General features: G+C 49.3%; 18 protein-coding genes. 11 read left to right on the forward strand and 7 right to left on the reverse strand.

Features of this window, described 5'->3' with window-relative positions; translation table 11 throughout:
• Positions 1 to 14: 14 nt before the first annotated feature.
• On the forward strand, positions 15 to 629 hold the full coding sequence (locus Q0X97_RS00705) for a DUF4230 domain-containing protein (protein WP_302065356.1): 615 nt from the start codon (positions 15 to 17) through the stop codon (positions 627 to 629).
• A gap of 73 nt (positions 630 to 702) precedes the next feature.
• Complete coding sequence (gene tpx, locus Q0X97_RS00710; protein WP_302065357.1) at positions 703 to 1,197, forward strand: thiol peroxidase; 495 nt, start codon at positions 703 to 705, stop codon at positions 1,195 to 1,197.
• Positions 1,198 to 1,309: 112 nt separating this feature from the next.
• Here tpx and recN read toward each other — a convergent pair whose 3' ends face one another.
• Both recN and Q0X97_RS00720 read right to left on the reverse strand, forming a co-directional pair.
• A complete protein-coding gene (gene recN, locus Q0X97_RS00715) occupies positions 1,310 to 2,974 on the reverse strand; it encodes a DNA repair protein RecN (RefSeq protein ID WP_302065358.1) in 1,665 nt (554 codons plus the stop codon).
• Between the two features lie 204 nt (positions 2,975 to 3,178).
• Positions 3,179 to 3,535: a RidA family protein gene (locus Q0X97_RS00720; RefSeq protein ID WP_302065359.1), complete on the reverse strand. Its 357-nt coding sequence runs from the start codon at positions 3,533 to 3,535 to the stop codon at positions 3,179 to 3,181.
• 140 nt (positions 3,536 to 3,675) lie between these two features.
• Here Q0X97_RS00720 and Q0X97_RS00725 point away from each other — a divergent pair, with 140 nt between their 5' ends.
• The 4 genes from Q0X97_RS00725 to Q0X97_RS11880 all read left to right on the forward strand — a co-directional run bounded on the left by Q0X97_RS00725 (position 3,676) and on the right by Q0X97_RS11880 (position 6,243).
• A complete protein-coding gene (locus Q0X97_RS00725; RefSeq protein WP_302065360.1) occupies positions 3,676 to 4,161 on the forward strand; it encodes an aminoacyl-tRNA deacylase in 486 nt (161 codons plus the stop codon).
• 29 nt (positions 4,162 to 4,190) lie between these two features.
• Positions 4,191 to 4,553 (forward strand): hypothetical protein, encoded by a 363-nt coding sequence (locus Q0X97_RS00730; protein ID WP_302065361.1) that lies wholly within the window; start codon positions 4,191 to 4,193, stop codon positions 4,551 to 4,553.
• A 95-nt stretch (positions 4,554 to 4,648) separates the two neighbouring features.
• Complete coding sequence (locus tag Q0X97_RS00735) at positions 4,649 to 5,524, forward strand: DMT family transporter (RefSeq protein WP_302065515.1); 876 nt, start codon at positions 4,649 to 4,651, stop codon at positions 5,522 to 5,524.
• Positions 5,525 to 6,186: 662 nt separating this feature from the next.
• Entirely contained in the window at positions 6,187 to 6,243 is a 57-nt protein-coding gene (locus Q0X97_RS11880; RefSeq protein ID WP_367881724.1) for a hypothetical protein, read from the forward strand.
• Between the two features lie 742 nt (positions 6,244 to 6,985).
• Here the strand turns inward: Q0X97_RS11880 and Q0X97_RS00745 are convergent.
• Positions 6,986 to 7,114: a hypothetical protein gene (locus Q0X97_RS00745; RefSeq protein ID WP_267894247.1), complete on the reverse strand. Its 129-nt coding sequence runs from the start codon at positions 7,112 to 7,114 to the stop codon at positions 6,986 to 6,988.
• A gap of 3 nt (positions 7,115 to 7,117) precedes the next feature.
• Positions 7,118 to 8,671 carry a BCCT family transporter gene (locus Q0X97_RS00750; RefSeq protein ID WP_302065363.1) on the reverse strand — a complete coding sequence of 518 codons (1,554 nt, stop codon included), beginning with the start codon at positions 8,669 to 8,671 and terminating at the stop codon, positions 7,118 to 7,120.
• Between the two features lie 237 nt (positions 8,672 to 8,908).
• On the opposite strand from Q0X97_RS00750, the gene Q0X97_RS00755 reads away from it, so the two are divergent.
• Positions 8,909 to 9,748 carry a class I SAM-dependent methyltransferase gene (locus tag Q0X97_RS00755; protein ID WP_302065364.1) on the forward strand — a complete coding sequence of 280 codons (840 nt, stop codon included), beginning with the start codon at positions 8,909 to 8,911 and terminating at the stop codon, positions 9,746 to 9,748.
• Positions 9,749 to 9,835: 87 nt separating this feature from the next.
• Here the strand turns inward: Q0X97_RS00755 and Q0X97_RS00760 are convergent, their stop codons facing one another.
• Both Q0X97_RS00760 and purM read right to left on the reverse strand, forming a co-directional pair.
• A complete protein-coding gene (locus Q0X97_RS00760; RefSeq protein ID WP_302065365.1) occupies positions 9,836 to 10,072 on the reverse strand; it encodes a hypothetical protein in 237 nt (78 codons plus the stop codon).
• Positions 10,073 to 10,163: 91 nt separating this feature from the next.
• The gene (purM, locus tag Q0X97_RS00765) at positions 10,164 to 11,198 is read right to left on the reverse strand and encodes a phosphoribosylformylglycinamidine cyclo-ligase (RefSeq protein WP_302065366.1); all 1,035 of its coding nucleotides are present in this window, start codon (positions 11,196 to 11,198) and stop codon (positions 10,164 to 10,166) included.
• 189 nt (positions 11,199 to 11,387) lie between these two features.
• Between purM and Q0X97_RS00770 the strand changes: the two genes are divergently transcribed.
• Entirely contained in the window at positions 11,388 to 12,458 is a 1,071-nt protein-coding gene (locus Q0X97_RS00770) for an AI-2E family transporter (protein ID WP_302065516.1), read from the forward strand.
• Between the two features lie 66 nt (positions 12,459 to 12,524).
• Here Q0X97_RS00770 and Q0X97_RS00775 read toward each other — a convergent pair whose 3' ends face one another.
• On the reverse strand, positions 12,525 to 12,929 hold the full coding sequence (locus tag Q0X97_RS00775; RefSeq protein ID WP_302067650.1) for a hypothetical protein: 405 nt from the start codon (positions 12,927 to 12,929) through the stop codon (positions 12,525 to 12,527).
• 200 nt (positions 12,930 to 13,129) lie between these two features.
• Here Q0X97_RS00775 and Q0X97_RS00780 point away from each other — a divergent pair, with 200 nt between their 5' ends.
• From Q0X97_RS00780 to aceE, 3 genes are all read left to right on the forward strand, one after another.
• Positions 13,130 to 13,855 (forward strand): SDR family NAD(P)-dependent oxidoreductase, encoded by a 726-nt coding sequence (locus tag Q0X97_RS00780; RefSeq protein WP_302065368.1) that lies wholly within the window; start codon positions 13,130 to 13,132, stop codon positions 13,853 to 13,855.
• Positions 13,856 to 13,887: 32 nt separating this feature from the next.
• Positions 13,888 to 14,502: a Smr/MutS family protein gene (locus tag Q0X97_RS00785; RefSeq protein WP_302065369.1), complete on the forward strand. Its 615-nt coding sequence runs from the start codon at positions 13,888 to 13,890 to the stop codon at positions 14,500 to 14,502.
• Positions 14,503 to 15,165: 663 nt separating this feature from the next.
• The gene (aceE, locus tag Q0X97_RS00790; protein WP_302065370.1) at positions 15,166 to 17,835 is read left to right on the forward strand and encodes a pyruvate dehydrogenase (acetyl-transferring), homodimeric type; all 2,670 of its coding nucleotides are present in this window, start codon (positions 15,166 to 15,168) and stop codon (positions 17,833 to 17,835) included.
• Positions 17,836 to 17,967 lie beyond the last annotated feature (132 nt).

Here is a 17,967-nt window from a genome sequence, read left to right on the forward strand (position 1 = left end):
GAAGCACGCTTACTATGAAAACCTTTCTACGTATTGCTCCGGTGTTGATTTTATTGATTATCGCTATTGTCGCTGCGTGGTTTTTCAGCAGTAATAAGCAAAAGAACAATGCCCACAAGGTGTTGACGAGTGAAAGTGTGCTGACACAGATTCAACACTTGAATCGTTTGGAAAGTACGGCTTTCCATATCGATACCATTATTAAAACGGAAAAGAAAGGCAACTGGTACGCCCTTTGGCAGGATTCGCAAACCGGTTTGTTCGTAGCACAAGGCAAAGTGCTGGCGGGATTGGATTTGAACAAACTGAAGGCCGAAAATGTAAATGTGGTTAATAGCAAAGTCATTATCAGTTTGCCGCCAGTGGAAATTTTGAGTGTGAATCTTGAAAATTTGGAAATTTACGATATCAAAACCGGTTCGTTTGGTTTGCATCCCATTGATAAAAACGTATTGAAAGTGGTGCAGGAACAGGCGAAAAAACAAGTATTGGCGAGTGCCTGTAAAGCCGATATTTTAGAGCATGCGCAACATCAAACTCAGCGACAGTTGGAAACATTGTTTGCGCTGGCTCAAACACAGGTTTCAATTTATCCTGCTGCCTTGCCTCCATGTAAATTTTCGAAATAATGGAAACTCAAACGGCCGAAAATAACACAAAACGGCCGTTTGATGGCTTAACCGACAAAACGAAAGGATGAACATGTCTCAAGTAACCCTGCAAGGCAATTCTGTTGAAGTAGGCGGCGTATTCCCGCAAAAAGGCCAAAAAGCGCCTGATTTCCAATTGACCGGCGGTGATTTGTCTGAAAAAACGCTGGCCGATTTTTCCGGCAAACGTAAAATCCTGAACATTTTCCCCAGCGTGGATACCGGAGTGTGCGCTCAGTCGGTGCGTACGTTCAATGAAAAAGCAGCCGCTCTGAATAATGCGGTGGTATTGTGTATTTCGGCCGATTTGCCGTTTGCACAAGGCCGTTTTTGCGGTGCAGAGGGTATTGAGAATGTTGTAACGCTTTCTACTTTCCGCAGCAATTTTGCGAAAGACTACGGCGTGGCGATTGAAAGCAGCGTGCTGAAAGGGTTGACTGCGCGTGCGGTAGTGGTTTTGGATGAAAACAACCAAGTGCTGCACAGCGAATTGGTAAGTGAAATCGCCCAAGAGCCGAATTATTATGCTGCTTTAGGTGTGCTGTAAGCTGGGTAGAGATTCTTTCGGAAAGGCCGTCTGAAAACGTTTCAGACGGCCTTTGGCTTTTTGAGGGTGTTTAAACCGCATATTTCAGCATGATACGGCAGGTGGTAATGGCTTATTTGCTTGCCGCCATTTCCAATAGCTCGGCCGCGTGGTTGCGCGTGGTATCGGTAATGGTTTCGCCGCCGAGCATGCGGGCAATTTCTTCGATGCGGAGTGTGTCGTCCAATACGTTGATTTCGCTGACGGTTTGCTCGCCTTCGCTGTGTTTGCGTACCTGCCAGTGGTTTTCGCCGCAGGCGGCGACTTGGGGGAGGTGGGTAACAGCGAGCACTTGGTGCTGTTTGCCCAACGAGCGCAAGGCACGGCCTACGGTTTCGGCTACACCGCCTCCAATGCCAGTATCCACTTCGTCGAAAATCAAAGTCGGCACGTGGGTATATTGGCTGGTAACGACTTGGATGGAAAGGCTGATGCGTGCCAGTTCGCCGCCGGAAGCAACTTTGTTGAGCGGCCGCAGCGGGCTGCCTTTGTTGGCGGAAACCTGATATTGCACGTGTTCCAAACCGTGTGCCGCAGGTGCGGACGGCAGCAGCTCGATATGGAATTGTGCGCCTTTCATGGCCAGATGCTGCATGTGCTCGGTGGTTTCGCGGCCGAGTTTGGCGGCAGCTTGGTGGCGCTGTTCGGAAAGTTTTTGTGCGGCCTCCATGTATTCGGCTTCGCTTTGGGCAACGGCGGTTTCCAGCGCGGCGATGTCGGCTGCGGCATGCAGGGTTTGCAGTTGTTCGTTTAATTCTTGCAGTTTGGCGGGCAGCTCTTCCGGCTCGACGCGGTATTTGCGTGCCATCCCCATCAGTTCGCCCATGCGCCGTTCTTGTTCGGCCAGCTCTTCAGGGTTGATTTCCACGCGGTTGGCAACATCGCGCATGTTGGCGCTGATTTCGCCGAGTTCTGCTTCGATGCTGGCAAGCATGTTGAGGCTTTCGGCAAAGCGCGGCTCGATATTTTGCAGGTTTTCCAGCAGCTTTCGGCACCGGTAAAGTTGCCGCTGCATGCCGTTGTCGCCGTCGATGTATTCGCCGGTTTGTTCGGCGGCCTGTAACAGATCGGCGGCATGGGCAAGGCTGCCGTGGGTTTGGCTGAGATTTTCCCATTCGCCGGATTTGGGTTCGAGGCGGTTGAGTTCGTTGAATTGCCATTCCAGCCTTTCGCGTTCGATGGCGATATTTTCGGCTTGGTTTTGAGCTTCGTTCAGGGCTTTGCGGGTGTTGTTCCAGCGTTGATAATGCTGTTTTACCGCTTCGGCTTGCGGCAGGCTGCCTGCGAAGGCATCGAGCAGGTTGCGTTGGGCGGTTTCTTGGTTGAGCGAGTGGTGGGCGTTTTGGCCGTGGATGTCGATGAGTTGCTCGCCGACGGCTTTCAGTTGTGCGAGTGTGGCGGCCTGATTGTTGATGAAGCTGCGGCTTTTGCCTTTGGCATCAATGATGCGGCGGATGCTGAGTTCTTCCGAGCCTTCTTCGAGCAGGCCTTGTTCGCGCAGTTGGTTTTGCAAATCGGGTAGGGCGCTTATATCGAACAGGGCGGAGAGTTGGGCTTCCTTGGCTCCGGTGCGGATTTGGCCGTAATCGGCTTTGTCGCCCAGCAAGAGGCCGATGGCATCAAGCGTGATGGATTTACCGGCACCGGTTTCGCCGGTAAGCACGGTAAAACCGCTTTGGAAGTTGAGGTTGAGCTTTTCGACAATCACAAAGTCGCGCAATGAAAGTGCCAGCAGCATCGGGGTTCCTTGAGTGGTTGGAGGCCGTCTGAAAACGGGTTGTTCAGATTAAGTTTATTATAACTAAGATTTTTCGTAGTTTGAATAAGTTTTTTCGTAGTGTTTGTGTGATTTTATTTTAATGATTTGATTCTCTGCTGATTTTTACAATCCGGCATTATGCAAGGCCGTCTGAAACGTTTGTTTCAGACCGCCTTTCGAGCATTATTTTTTAATCTGCACGGCGGAAACTTTGATTTCTATCGCCCAGTCTGGGTTGGCCAGCTTTGCTTCCACGCAGGCGCGGGCGGGTGCGTGCCCGGGGGCGACCCATGTGTCCCATGCTTCGTTCATGGCGGCGTAGTTGGCTAAATCGGGCAGGAATATGGTGGCTTCCAGAATGTGTTTTTTGTCGGAACCGCATTCGGCCAGCCATTTGTCGATTTGTGCCAGCACGTCGCGGGTTTGGTCGGTAACGCTTACGTCGGTGCGTTCCGGCACCATGCCGGAGAGAAATACAAAGCCGTTGGCAACGGTGGCTTCGGAGAGGCGGGGCGTTTGGCCGAAGTATTGCACAGTCATGTCGTTTCCTTTGCGATGGGCGAGTAAATGAAAGCAATTATGGTAACATAGGGCCACTCTGTTTTTAAGAATGTGCGGGCTTTGCTCCGCCCATTCTTCAATTTTCTTTTCTCCAATTTTTTCAGACGGCCTCTTTAGTTATGAGCAAACCTGATTATCCCGTTACGCCGGCCATCCGTTTTTTACGCGACCGCAAGGTGGATTTTGAACCGTGTCTTTATCCTTATGTCGAACATGGCGGTACGGCGCATTCAGCGCAGTGTTTGGGCGTGCCCGAGCATAAGGTGGTTAAAACCATCGTGCTGCAAAACGAGCAGAAAAAAGGCATGATCGTGCTGATGCACGGCGACAAACACATTTCCACCCGCAATTTGGCCCGTGAGTTGGGTATGAAGCATATCGAACCGGCCGCCCCGAAACAGGCGAATAAATGGACGGGTTTTTTGGTGGGCGGCACCAGCCCGTTCGGTATCAAAACGGCGCTGCCTGTGTATGTGGAGCGCACGATTTGGGATTTGGACGTGATTTACATCAACGGCGGCAAACGGGGCTTTTTGGTGGCCGTATCGCCGCAAGCCCTGAAAACATTGAACCCTCAAGATGTTAGTGTCGCCACTGATACTTAGAAGGTAAATCGAGCAAAGGAGGAGTACTTATGAACCATGGGGTTATCGAACACAACAAACCCGCCCCCGATAATCTGCGTACCTACACCATCATTGTGTATGCTCTGTATGCATTATCGCTGATCAACGGGATTACCGCGCTGGTGGGCGTGATTATGGCGTATGTGAAGCGTGATGAAATGCAGGGAACGATTTATTACGAACACATGCAGTATTTGATTAAAACCTTCTGGTGGAGCCTGCTGGGGCTTTTGGTCAGCTGGGTAACGCTCGCCCTGCTTATCGGCGGGTTGGTGTGGATTGTGGTCAGTGTTTGGTTTATTTACCGTTTGGTTGCCGGATTTGTCAAGCTCTACGACAACAAACCCGTGTCGCCGGACGGCTGGCTGTAAACGTTTGACTGCTTTTTGAATTTTTGTCCCCAACCTTTTCAGACGGCCTCTTGAATCCCGAGAGGCCGTCTGAAAAGATTATTTTTAGTGAAAATATGATTTATCTCCTGTCCAGCATCTTCTTCAGCGTATCCGTATCCGTATTGCTCAAAATCGCCCGTTCCAAAAAAATCGACATCGAACAAGCCGTAGCGGTGAACTATATCGCAGCTATTGCCTTAACTATGTTTTTGCTGCAACCCGATCTTTATTCATGGAAATCTTATCTGCCGACATGGTGGCTGTTTGCCGCGCTCGGTGTGCTGCTGCCCAGCGTGTTTGTGATTATGGGCAAGGCGGTGCAGCATGCGGGCATTGTGAAATCCGATGCGGCGCAGCGGCTGTCACTGTTTTTGCCGATTGCCGCTTCGTTTCTGATTTTCGGAGAACGGCTTTCGCAAGGCCGCGTTATCGGTATTGCATTGGCGTTTACCGCGCTGTTTTGCTTGCTGTGGAAATCGGACGGCGGCAAAAAATCGGGCGGCTTTTTTACCACCGCCGCTTTGTTGCTCGGCGTATGGGCGGGCTACGGGGTGATTGATATTCTGTTCAAACAAGTCGCCAAAAGCGGCACGGCATTTGCAGGCAACCTGCTGGTGGCATTCGGCTTGGCTGCCGTGCTGATGTTCGGTTATCTGTTTGCCAAAGCTACCAAATGGACGGCCGCAGGCATACTCGGCGGCTTGGTTTTGGGTTGTTTGAATTTCGCCAACATCTTTACTTATGTGCGCGCCCATCAGGAAATGAGCAGCAATCCTACGTTGGTATTTACCGGTATGAATATCGGCGTGATTGTGCTGGGCACGGTGGTCGGAGCGTTGGCGTTTAAAGAGAAAATCAGTGCGGTGAATGCGGCGGGGATTGTAGTGGCGGTGTGTGCCATCGGCTGTTTGTTTTATTGGAATGTGATTGCTGGGTGGTTGGGAGTTTAATAAGCAGTTTTAAATATTGTTGATAAAATTTAAATAATTTTAAGGGAGAAAATTTATATGCGGAAATTGTTAGTATCTAAAAAAAGATTGAGAAATACTCTTAAGCCAGTAAGAAAACACGATTTAAAAGAAAAATTTAGTATGTGGATTTGGTTAGAACATTGGATAAAGATTATTGCAGCAGTTTCTCCAATAGCATTACTTTTAGGAGCTACGCTAATTTATGCTCATCTTTTTACTTTAAATAGTATTGGTTTGTTTTCAGAGGTAATATCAACTCCTTCTGTATTTTTTTCAATTTTAATATTATTTTCTTTTTTAGTTATTTATATTTTTGGACTCCCTTTTTTCGCTCCCTATAATTTAGCTAAACTTGTTAATAAGTATGAGAAAAAAAATATTAAATTTTATTTGATTATATTGATATTTTTAATATTAAAAGATTTTATTGGAATATATTTTATAGGATGGGCAGCTGTTAAGAAAAATGAACTAATATTTATATTTTTTCTTACGCTATATTATTTTTTGTTCCCACTTTTTACTTTTTTATTTATAAAATCAAATAATTATTTTAATTTATTCTTATTTTCTATTGTGATATTTATTTTAGGAAGAGGACTTGTTTTACATTTTGAAGATTATGAGAATATAAGATTATTTTGGATATTAGCCATTCCATTAACTTGTATTCTTCTCATGTTTTTCATGAAAAATAAATTTATGAAAAATATAAAAATAAAAGTTTATAGAAGTTGGGATTTTGTTTTAGATTTTTTTTCTTTTGGAGTAGTATTTGCTTTATCTAATCTTTTGTTGATTTTATTTGTTTTTTTAATAAGCGAAATTTGGTTTGATAGTGATAAATCTTCTTTTCTTATTACAGTCATCATATGCTACTTGATTAATATTTTACCTTCATTTGGATTTTTAGGAGTGGGGAAGGGAAATAACCATACTATATTATGGTGTTTCCCTATCATGTTTATTATTTTATTAGGTGCATTTATGGTGCTACTCCCAGGTTCTCAAGTTAGAAGTGGCTTGTTAATGTCACTAGGCTACATTGAAAATTATCAACAAGCTCGTTGGTATTTAATCGATACTCGTTTTGTGGAATGGAATGCCTTGAGAAGCAAAGAAAATATTAAAAATTCAATGTCAGTTGATCATATGGAAACGTGGAAAAAAGTTTTTCAACCTTTGCCTCCTCGTATAAATATAAATGGATATAAATATTCTAATGCTTTTTATGGTTATATAGCATGGAATTTAGGTAATATTAAAATTTTCTGCCCGCAAACCATTCAAAATAATGAAGATATTAATAAAAAATGCTTATACATTAAAAGTGAATTTTTACAGCCTTTACCTGACAGTGTGTAATTAATAATATTAAAAATTTTAAAAGAGGCCGTCTGAAAATGTTTTCAGACGGCCTCTTTGGTTGTTGTTTTCAATTCAATCATCTTTCTCGAAGAAAGCCAGTTTGATCACATAAAACAGGAACAGCAAAGTCAGCAGCATCATCGAAGTTTCGAGAATATTTTCCTGAATGCTTTGGTTCCAATAAAGCAACTCTTTTTGCATGGTTTATTCCTCCTTCGGTGCGGTTTCTGCGGGGCGGGGTACGTCGCGGTTGAGCTGCCGCCACAGTGCGGCGAACCACAGATACATAATGAATACAAACGGAAAGCCTGAGAATGAGCCGACGGCTTTAATCCCTTCCATTTTGCCGGTAAAAATCACTGCGTAGCCGATGAGCGTCATCAATACGCTCCACACCACGGCGCGGAATTTGTTTTCGCGGCGGCCGTCGCTGCTGGTCATGATGCCCAATGAAATGGCGGCGCTGGTTACGGTGGTTACGACGAAGCCGAGAAACAGCACCACGGTAAGCGGTTTGGTAAAGCCCGAGAGCGGCAACATATTGAGCAGATAGTAGAACGTGCCTTCATAGTCGCCTTTGTTGGCGATTTCGGCCAAACGCCCCGTGCCTTCCACCGTATCCAGCAGGCTGAAGCCTGAGAATACCGAGAACCAAATCACAAGAAAGCCCACCGGCACGAGTATGGAGGCGAATATAAACTCGCGTAGCGTCCGCCCTTTGGAAATTTTGGCGAGGAACACGCCTACAAACGGTGCCCAAGTAACCCACCAAACCCAGTAAGCCATCGGATACCACACCATCCAATCGCGGTTTTGGAAAAGATAAAGTTCGAAAGAATGGTGCACGGTTTGGGTAAGGATGTTACCGATGGAGACGACTAGGGTGCTGAGAAAATAATGGGTGGGGCCAGTAATGAAAACAAACAGCAGCATCAATATCGATAGGAAAACGGTGGCATCGCCCAGCAGTTTCATCCCTTTGTGAATCGGTAAGACAGCGCCTGCGGTATAGAGTGCGGCAATGGCGGTGAGCACGATCAATTTCCAGCCGAGGGTATCGAACCCCATGCCGGTGATGATTTGCAACCCTGACGAAATTTGCGTAGAAGCCATGGCGATGGAAGACGAAACCGACATGGCGATGGAAATAATCGCAACGGCGGTAACGGTAATGCCCAGCGGCTTGGCCCATTTTTTATTTTTGAACGCATATTGCAAAGGGGCGGCGGGGGTGCATTCGGTTTTATGCTGGTACATAAAATAAGCCATCACCAAGCCGCCGATGGTGTAAAGCGACCATGCCGGAATGCCCCATACGTGCAACGCGAGGCTCATGGCGTTTTCCACTTTCTGATATTCGGGCAGATTGGCGGCTTGTATGCCGATGGGGGAATGGTAGTAGTGCCATAACGCTTCGATGGGGCCGAAAAATACGATGCCGACACCGATACCGGCGGTAAACAGCATATTCATCCACGACATAAACGAATATTCCGGTTGGGCATCTTTGCCGCCCAGCCTTATTTTGCCAAAGCGGGGAGACAGAGCCACCGCCATCCCCACGGTGAAAGCCAAAAGCGGCAGCCACATCACGATCCAGTCGAATTTCAGGTAGAAAAATTTGCTGATATCGGCAATGGAATTGGTAAGTAGAGCAGGGTTTACGACGGCCATGACAGCAAGGCAGCCTACCAATATGGAAGTCCACACAAAATAAGCGGGGCGCTTGACGGGCGGGGTTTCTTTTTCGGAAGACATACTCGACCTCTCTCGGTTGTTGAGCGGGAACGAGTAAGACGTTGACGTAAAGTTTTGTTTTTTAAAATTTGTTATATGGATACTAGCACCATTGTAAGGGCATGTGAAAGAATAGGTAGGTTTTTACCCGACAAATGCGGTTTTTGGTTTGTACAGGCCGTCTGAAAAGCAGGCGGGCGGTGGAACCCTCTGGTTTGTGTTAACATGATAATCATTATTGTTTTACGGAGAGGTGTGATGGACAAAAAAATTTCCACCGACGAAATCAGCGTATTGTCAGAAACCATGCTGATTACGCTGTGGGCCAAAGCGGTAGAAAACGACCGCCCCGATGCGCTGCTGCGGGACGAGGCGGCCGCACGCATGATGAAACAAATCGACTACGATTTCAGCACGTTTGCCGGAGCAAAAATGTCGCAACCCGGCTGCTGCGGGCGTGCCGCTTTGATGGATAATGAAATCAAAGGCTTTTTGGCAAAACACCCCGATGCCGTGGTTGTGCAGCTCGGTGCGGGGCTGGATGCGCGTTTTGAGCGTTTGGGCAAACCCGCCGTTACCGCTTGGTATGATTTGGATTTGCCCGAAGTGATCGAGTTTCGGCGCAGGCTGCTGCCTGAAGACGGCAATCATTATCTGACAGCATCGATGTTTGATGAAGGCTGGATGGACACGGTAGCGGCGCACGGCAAGCCCGTTTTGCTGGTGTTGGAAGGGGTGCTGATGTATTTTGACGTGGCGGAAGTGCAGGCGCTTTTTGCCAAACTCACACGCAAGCTGCCGGGCGTGGTCGTGGTATTCGATATCGTGCCGGCGGTGGCGGTCGGCAAAGCGAAGTACCATGATACACTGAAGAAAATGAATAAAGGCGGCGAACGCCCCGAATTCAAATGGTCGGTGGTTGATGCAGGCGAGATGGAGAAGTGGCTGCCCGGCTTGCGTGTCGAGCATGTGGCTTATTTAAGCGATTGCTGCGGCCACCGCTATCCGTGGATCGCCCGTTTGTTTTACCGTACCCGTTGGGGTAAGCGGAACTTAGACCAACGGATTGTGCGTATTGCGTTGGGAGAGGCCGTCTGAAAAGCTGATGCGGGGTTTCAGCGAAACCCGCACGGCTCGCTTTGGCGAAGCTCGCAAAGCCCGCTTTCAGACGGCATCAGATAGAGGCTATTTGAGGTTTAAGCGTTTTCCCCATTTTTTCACAAACTCGGTCAGCTCGGCCACGCTTTCGGGCTTCAGCATCGGGCGGGCTTGTTTGGCCAGTGTTTTGGCTTCTTGCAGATTGATTTCGCCTGCACGGTAGCGCGCCCAATGGGTTTGCACGTAGTCGGACATTTGTTGCTGCTGCGTTTCCTGCGTGTGTTTGAGGATAAATTTTAAGGCTTGTTTTTCGATGATGTTCATATAGGTTTAACTGTATTGGTTCTAGGAAAGAGAGGCCGTCTGAAAATGTGGTTTCAGACGGCCTCTTTAGTCGGAGGAGGCTGAATATTTTTTAAGCCACTTGGGTTTGATGCTCGTCGCCGTTGCGCGCGCGGATTTCGCCCAAGCGGTAAACGGTTTCGCCTTGTTCGGCCAAGAATTTCTGCACTGTGTCGGCATCTTCTTTGGCGATAATCACTACCATGCCGATGCCGCAGTTGAAGGTGCGGTACATTTCTTGTTGCGCCACATTGCCCGCTTGTTGCAGCCATTGGAACAGCTTGGGCATTTCCCACGCTTTGGCGTCGATTTGGGCAACGGTGTTTTCCGGCAGCACGCGCGGCACGTTTTCGGTGATGCCGCCGCCGGTGATGTGCGCCATGCCTTTGATGGTGAACTGTTTCAGCGCGGCGAGAATCGGTTTTACATACAGGCGGGTGGGCGCGATGATGGCTTGGCGCAGGGTTTTGCCGCTGTCGAACGGTGCATCCAAATCGGGCTGGTCACGCTCGATGATTTTGCGTACCAATGAATAGCCGTTGGAATGTGCGCCGTTGGAAGCCAAGCCCAGCACGATGTCGCCGGGCACGATGCTGCGGCCGTTGATGACTTGGTCTTTTTCCACCACGCCTACGGCGAAGCCGGCCAAGTCGTATTCGCCTTCGGGATACATGCCGGGCATTTCGGCGGTTTCGCCGCCGATGAGGGCGCAGCCTGATTCTTCGCAGCCTTGGGCGATGCCTTTAATCACGTCGGTAGCGCGGGCGACATCGAGTTTGCCGCAGGCGAAGTAGTCGAGGAAAAACAGCGGCTCTGCGCCTTGCACGAGAATGTCGTTCACGCTCATGGCCACGAGGTCGATGCCGACGGTGTCATGTTTGTCCCAGTCGAAAGCCAGTTTCAGTTTGGTACCTACGCCGTCGGTGCCGGAAACGAGCACGGGGTTGCGGTATTTTTTGCCGATTTCCACCAGTGCGCCGAAGCCGCCTAAATCGCCCAACACTTCGGGGCGCATGGTGCGTTTGGCAAAAGGTTTGATGTTTTCAACGAGTTGGTCGCCTGCGTCGATGTCTACGCCTGCGTCGCGGTAGCTCAATGAATCGCTCATGTTTCTGGCTTTCTGTAAGGGTAAAAATCGCGGCTATTTTACCTGAATTTGCAGAGGCATGGTTTGCGGAGTACAAATAATTTCAGACGGCCTCCGTTTAAGAACGGCCGGATGCAAAACGGCCGTGAAACTGATATGCTTCATGGCCGTCTGAAAGAGGCGCTCGACAAGTTTGAAAATAGGAAACTTATGTATCAAAAGAAAATACGCGGTGCCAAGCCGTGGATTATCATGGGGTTGGTGCTGGCCTCGTTGGTGTGGCTGTTGTACGCGCTCGGCGATGTCCTCACGCCTTTTATCGTGGCGGCGGTGTTGGCTTATATCCTGAACCCGCTGGTGGAGAAGTTGCGTCATAAAGGTGTGAAGCGCGGGCTGGCTTCGATGCTGGTAATGATTTTCTCGCTGCTGGTGCTGTTGGCGTTGGTGTTGATTATCGTGCCGATGCTGATCAACCAGTTCAACAATATCGTCATGCGTTTGCCGCAAATGATTGATTTCGTGCAAAACAAACTGCTGCCGTGGCTGAACGATATTGCGGGTGAACATATTAAAATCGACACGCAAACGGTGGTGGCGTGGCTTCAGGCACATACCGGAGAATTGAACAATGCGTTCCAGAAGCTGGCTCCTACTTTGATGCGGCAAAGCGGCAATGTGGTGGTGGGCGTTACCAATCTGATGTTGCTGCCGTTTCTGCTGTATTACTTTTTGCTCGACTGGCAACGCTGGTCGCACGGTATCCGCGCGTTGATCCCCCGCCGTTTTATCGATACTTACATGCGTGTCAGTGGCAATATGGATAAGGTGCTGAGCGAGTTTTTGCGCGGGCAGTTGATGGTGATGCTGATTATGGGGTTGATTTACGGAATAGGGTTGATGTTTACCGGTTTGGATTCGGGTTTCGCCATCGGTATGATTGCCGGTATTTTGGTGTTTGTGCCGTATCTGGGCGCGTTTACCGGCCTGCTGCTGGCTACGCTGGCGGCGTTGCTGCAATTCGGTTCGTGGCAGGGATTGCTGATGGTGTGGGCGGTATTCGGCGTAGGTCAGTTTTTGGAGAGTTTTTTCATCACGCCGAAAATCGTCGGCGACCGTATCGGCCTTTCGCCTTTCTGGGTGATTTTTTCATTGATGGCGTTCGGGCAGTTGATGGGATTTGTCGGCATGCTGGTGGGTTTGCCACTGGCCGCCGTAACTTTGGTATTGTTGCGCGAAGGTGCGGATATGTATTTCAAGAGCAGATTTTACAAGCATAAATAAGGTGCCGGTAAAGGTAAGAGGCCGTCTGAAAAGTTTTCAGACGGCCTCTTTGCAATGTACTGTCCATCAGTCGACGGTTTTATGTGCTCTGCTCATTTTCCATTTGAGGGCGTAGCCGAGAATCACGGGGATAACGGCTAAAATGCATTTGGACGTCCATGTGGCATACCACGGTTTGACAATCAGAATCGTGTCCGTTACCGTGCCGGAAACCACGATGTTGCGCACGGCGATCCAATCGAGATACGGCCACCAGCAGGCGGCAAGCAGGCCGAGGAAAAACGGCCAGATAATGCGGCTGAGATTGCGTTGCCACAACACGAAACATACCGCCGCCCAAATCAGTGTAAGCGCGGTAATCAGCAATTTGGTTTGCGAAGGTGCGCCGAAATAATTGGCGATCAGATAAGTCAATATCACCCACAGAACGGCGAGTATGGCGACAATTAATTCTTCGGGGCGTTTAAACATATTGTAATTCCTTTGTATTACAAAGATATATCATATTCAAAGGCCGTCTGAAACGGGCAGAAAAGGGTTGTTTAATATACAGCAAAAACAGGTTGCTGGATACGGCCGTATGTTTCAGGGCGTCTGAAAATTGATTAGAATGCCGGGCATGGGGCGGCTCAGTCGGGCGGTATTGCCGACGGCACAGACAGGATTGTTTTATGAATACCAAAATCATCATCAGCGGGCACAGCAGCGGCTTGGGGCGTGCGCTGGCAGAGCATTATTTGAAGGCAGGTTGCGCCGTTTTAGGTTTGGCGCGGCGGCGGGTCGATTTGAGGCCGTCTGAAAAGCTGTTGCAGCATGCTATTGATTTGGGCGACAGTAAAGCAGTGATCCGCTTGCTTTCAGACGGCATGTTGGATAACTTTATCGACGGTGCGGATGAAATCGTTTTAATCAATAATGCCGCCGTAGTCGCACCGAATGCCGTGGCAGGCATGCAAAACCCTGTGGAAATTACCGCTGCCGTATCGCTAAACGTTGCCGCACCGCTGTTGCTGTCCAATCACTTGATAGCAAGAAAACCCGCTCGCAGCATGTTGAAAATCGTGCATATCGGCAGCGGAGCAGGACGCAACGCCTATGCGGGTTGGAGTGTTTACGGCGCAACCAAAGCGGCCTTAGACCATCATGCCCGCTGCATTGCCGCCGAACAACATGCCGATATAAAAACCGCCTGCATCGCTCCGGGCGTGGTGGATACCGATATGCAGGCGGAAATCCGCGCCGCCGAAGCAGAGGCTTTTCCGATGTTGCAGCGGTTTCAAGACTTAAAAGCGCAAGGCGGTTTGAGCAGTGCGGCCGACACTGCCGCCCGCATCGCCGCGATGATTGCCGGTAAGGATTTCGGCAGCGAAACATTGGATGACGTACGGCGGCATTGAAGGCCGTCTGAAAATATAAAAGGTAGCGACACATGACCCACGATTTCCAGTCCACTTTAAAGGCTTTGGGCAAACAGGCTAAAAAAGAAGCACAGGCGCGTGCGGAAGCCGAAGCGGAGGCACGCAAACAGGCCGCTCAAGAAGTAGATTTCGCCAAAGAAATGGGCGGCGTAACGCCGTTGAAAAACACCAATCGTTATACCCCGCCGCGCGATACTGCACCGATCAAGCCGCGCAAGAACGACGAAGCAGGCTTGGAGGCCGGCGATTATTTTTATGTCAGCGACGGAGGTTTCGACGAGCCGCCCGCATCGTTCAGTAAAAACGGACAAGGTAAAAACGACATCCGCCGCCTGCAAAGCGGCCATTGGCCGGTAGTGGCCGATGTCGATTTGCACGGCTATACGCAAGAGCAGGCGCAGGAAGTACTGAGCGAGTTTATCGAGTTCACCAAAAAACGCGGCGTGTGCGGTGAAATCATACACGGCAGCGGCCTCGGGTCGTCGGGCTACAAACCCGTGCTGAAAACTTTGGTGAGGCGTTGGCTGATGGCGCATCCCGACGTGCTGGCTTATGCGGAGCCGCATAAAGGCAACGACGGAGCGGTGCGGATTCTGCTCAAACGCAACCGCACGCACGAAGACTAAATTCTGATTTTTATATAAGGCAAGGCCGTCTGAAAACTAAGTCAGTGCTTTCAGACAGCCTTTTTACGATATCGAAATCTTGCCGAAATTTTTAGTTTCTGTGCTTTAAGCCGCATTGGTATTTTGAGGGGTAAGGGATTCAATATTTTAAATTTTGTAGTTATATGGATTATGCTTATGTGTTTTTTGTGCATCTGTATCCCGTGTAGCAGCAATTTATTTTTATCGTTATTGATGTAAGTGAAAAATAGTTACGTAAATCGCAGGTTAAGTAAATTCCATTTTCTTTTTTGATTTTTTATTTTCTGAATAGCAAATAATTTTTGCTATTTTTGCATAATATTTTCTATTCCGAAGATATTTGTATGAAGTTGTTTCGGAATCCAATAATCACCGTTTAAAAACGGTCGTTTTCAATTTGCCAGAATATCCGTTTACTGATAGCATTCCGTGTTAAGCAATGTATATTGCGGCATACTTGCGCCCCGTCCGAAACCGTACGGTTTTATCATGGCAGCTGCGGAGCAGACAGGGCGTTTTCGTGTTGCCGCAAGCGTTTTGTTTGATGCGCAAACCGTTTTTTTAAGCAAGCGGTTTCGCAAACGAAAAAGAGAAAGCCTGCAAATCAGGCTGATTTCATAACACTCAACAGAAGGGATAATCATGTCCGCTCAAATTCAAGATGTTGATCCGATTGAAACACAGGAATGGCTGGATGCTTTAAGCTCGGTTTTGGAAAGCGAAGGTACCGAACGTGCCCATTACCTGCTGGAACAATTGGTTAAATATACCCGCCGCCGCGGCGTACACATGCCGTTCGATGCCACCACGGCTTATTTGAATACCATTCCCGTCGGCAAAGAACAAAAATCACCCGGCAATCACGATTTAGAGCACCGTATCCGTGCCGCTATCCGTTGGAATGCCGCAGCTATGGTATTGCGTGCAGGTAAAAAAGATTTGGAATTGGGCGGCCATATTGCTTCTTTCCAATCTTCCGCCACTTTGTATGATGTCGGTTTCAACCATTTCTGGAAAGCCAAAGGCGACGGCGAAGAGGGCGATATGATCTTCATTCAAGGCCACGTTTCACCGGGTATTTACGCCCGCGCTTTCGTAGAAGGCCGTCTGACCGAAGCCCAACTCGACAATTTCCGCCAAGAAGTGGAAGGCGAAGGCCTGTCTTCTTACCCGCATCCCCACTTGATGCCTGATTTCTGGCAGTTCCCCACCGTATCTATGGGCTTGGGCCCGTTGATGGCCATTTACCAAGCCCGTTTCCTGAAATATCTGGAATCACGCGGCTTGAGCAAAACCAAAGGCCGCAAAGTATGGGTGTTCTGCGGCGACGGCGAAATGGACGAACCGGAAAGCCAAGGCGCGATTTCACTGGCCGCCCGCGAAGGTTTGGACAACCTGATTTTCGTGATTAACTGTAACTTGCAACGCTTGGACGGCCCGGTGCGCGGAAACGGCAAAATCATTCAAGAGTTGGAAGGCAACTTCCGCGGCGCAGGCTGGAACGTGCTGAAAGTGATCTGGGGCCGCCGTTGGGACAATCTGCTGGCTGCCGACACCAATAATGCCTTGAAACAGCGCATGAACGAATGTTTGGACGGCGATTACCAAACTTATAAATCTAAAGACGGTGCCTATGTGCGCGAGCATTTCTTCAATACGCCCGAACTGAAAGCCATGGTAGCCAGCATGTCGGACGACGAAATCTGGGCGCTGAACCGTGGCGGTCATGACCCGCACAAAGTTTATGCCGCATATTACGAAGCAGTAAACAACGCCGGCGGCCGTCCGACCGTGATTTTGGCGAAAACCATTAAAGGCTACGGTATGGGTTCTGCCGGCGAAGGCCAAAACGTTGCCCACCAAGCCAAAAAAATGGACGTGGAATCACTGAAAAAATTCCGTACCCGTTTCGGTATTCCGGTAAGCGACGAGCAAATCGAAAGCGGCGACCTGCCTTACTACCGCTTCCCTGAAGACAGCGAAGAAATGCGCTACTTACGCGAACGCCGCAATGCTTTGGGCGGTTATCTGCCGCAACGCAACCCGAATAACGAATCTCTGCCGGTGCCTGAACTGTCTGCATTCGATGCACAGTTGCAAACCAGCGGCGACCGCGAATTCTCTACCACCATGGCGTTTGTGCGCATCCTTTCTACCTTGTTGAAGGATAAGCAAATCGGCAAACGCATTGTGCCGATCGTGCCCGACGAAAGCCGTACTTTCGGTATGGAAGGCATGTTCCGCCAATACGGTATTTGGAACCCCAAAGGCCAGCAATACACCCCGCAAGACAAAGACCAATTGATGTTCTACAAAGAATCTATCGACGGTCAGATTCTGCAAGAAGGTATTAACGAGCCGGGCGCGATGGCCGATTGGATTGCCGCGGCGACCAGCTATGCCAACAACCGTTACGCCATGATTCCGTTCTACATTTACTACTCAATGTTCGGTTTCCAACGTGTAGGAGATTTGGCTTGGGCGGCTGGCGACATGCATGCACGCGGCTTCTTGGTAGGCGGTACCGCAGGCCGCACCACGCTGAACGGCGAAGGCTTGCAACACGAAGACGGCCACAGCCACATTCAAGCCGATCTGATTCCGAACTGCTTGTCTTACGACCCGACTTTCCAATACGAATTGGCTGTGATTATCCAAGACGGTTTGCGCCGCATGTATGTGGAACAAGAAGACGTGTTCTATTATCTGACCGTGATGAACGAAAACTATGCCCACCCCGCTATGCCGCAACGCAAAGGCATCGAAGAAGAAATTCTGAAGGGTATGTATCTGTTCCGCGAAGGTGCGAAGAGCGACAAGAAAGTACAGTTGATGGGTTCGGGTGTGATTCTGAACGAAGTCATCAAAGCAGCCGATATGCTGAAAGCCGATTTCGGCGTAGAAGCCGACGTTTGGTCCGTACCTTCATTCAATCTGCTGCACCGCGATGCCATCGAAGTTGAGCGTTACAACCGCTTGCACCCGATGGAACAAAACAAACTGCCGTTTGTTGCCCAGCAGTTGCAAGGTCATGAAGGCCCGGTAATTGCTTCTACCGACTACATCCGCAGCTTTGCCGACCGCATCCGCGCCCACATCCCCAACGATTACCACGTTTTGGGTACCGATGGTTTCGGCCGCAGCGATTCACGCGCCAACCTGCGCGACTTCTTCGAGGTGGACAGCCGCCACGTTGCCGTTGCCGCGCTGAGCGCACTGGCCGATCAAGGCAAGATTGAGAAAGTGGTTGTGCAGCAAGCCATCGAGAAATATGGCATTAAAACCGATACTGCACCGAGCTGGAAGCGGTAATGATATTTTCAGACGGCCTCTGAAAATGAAAGAGGCCGTCTGAAAAGAATATCCGCTTGAAACCGTTTTAAGTCTTACAACAAAACAACATGCCGCAGCACATGGCTGCTGCGGTTGTTAAAGGAAAGCACG

The organism is Neisseria sp. MVDL19-042950, assembly GCF_030504625.1.
Classification (GTDB): Bacteria; Pseudomonadota; Gammaproteobacteria; order Burkholderiales; family Neisseriaceae; genus Neisseria.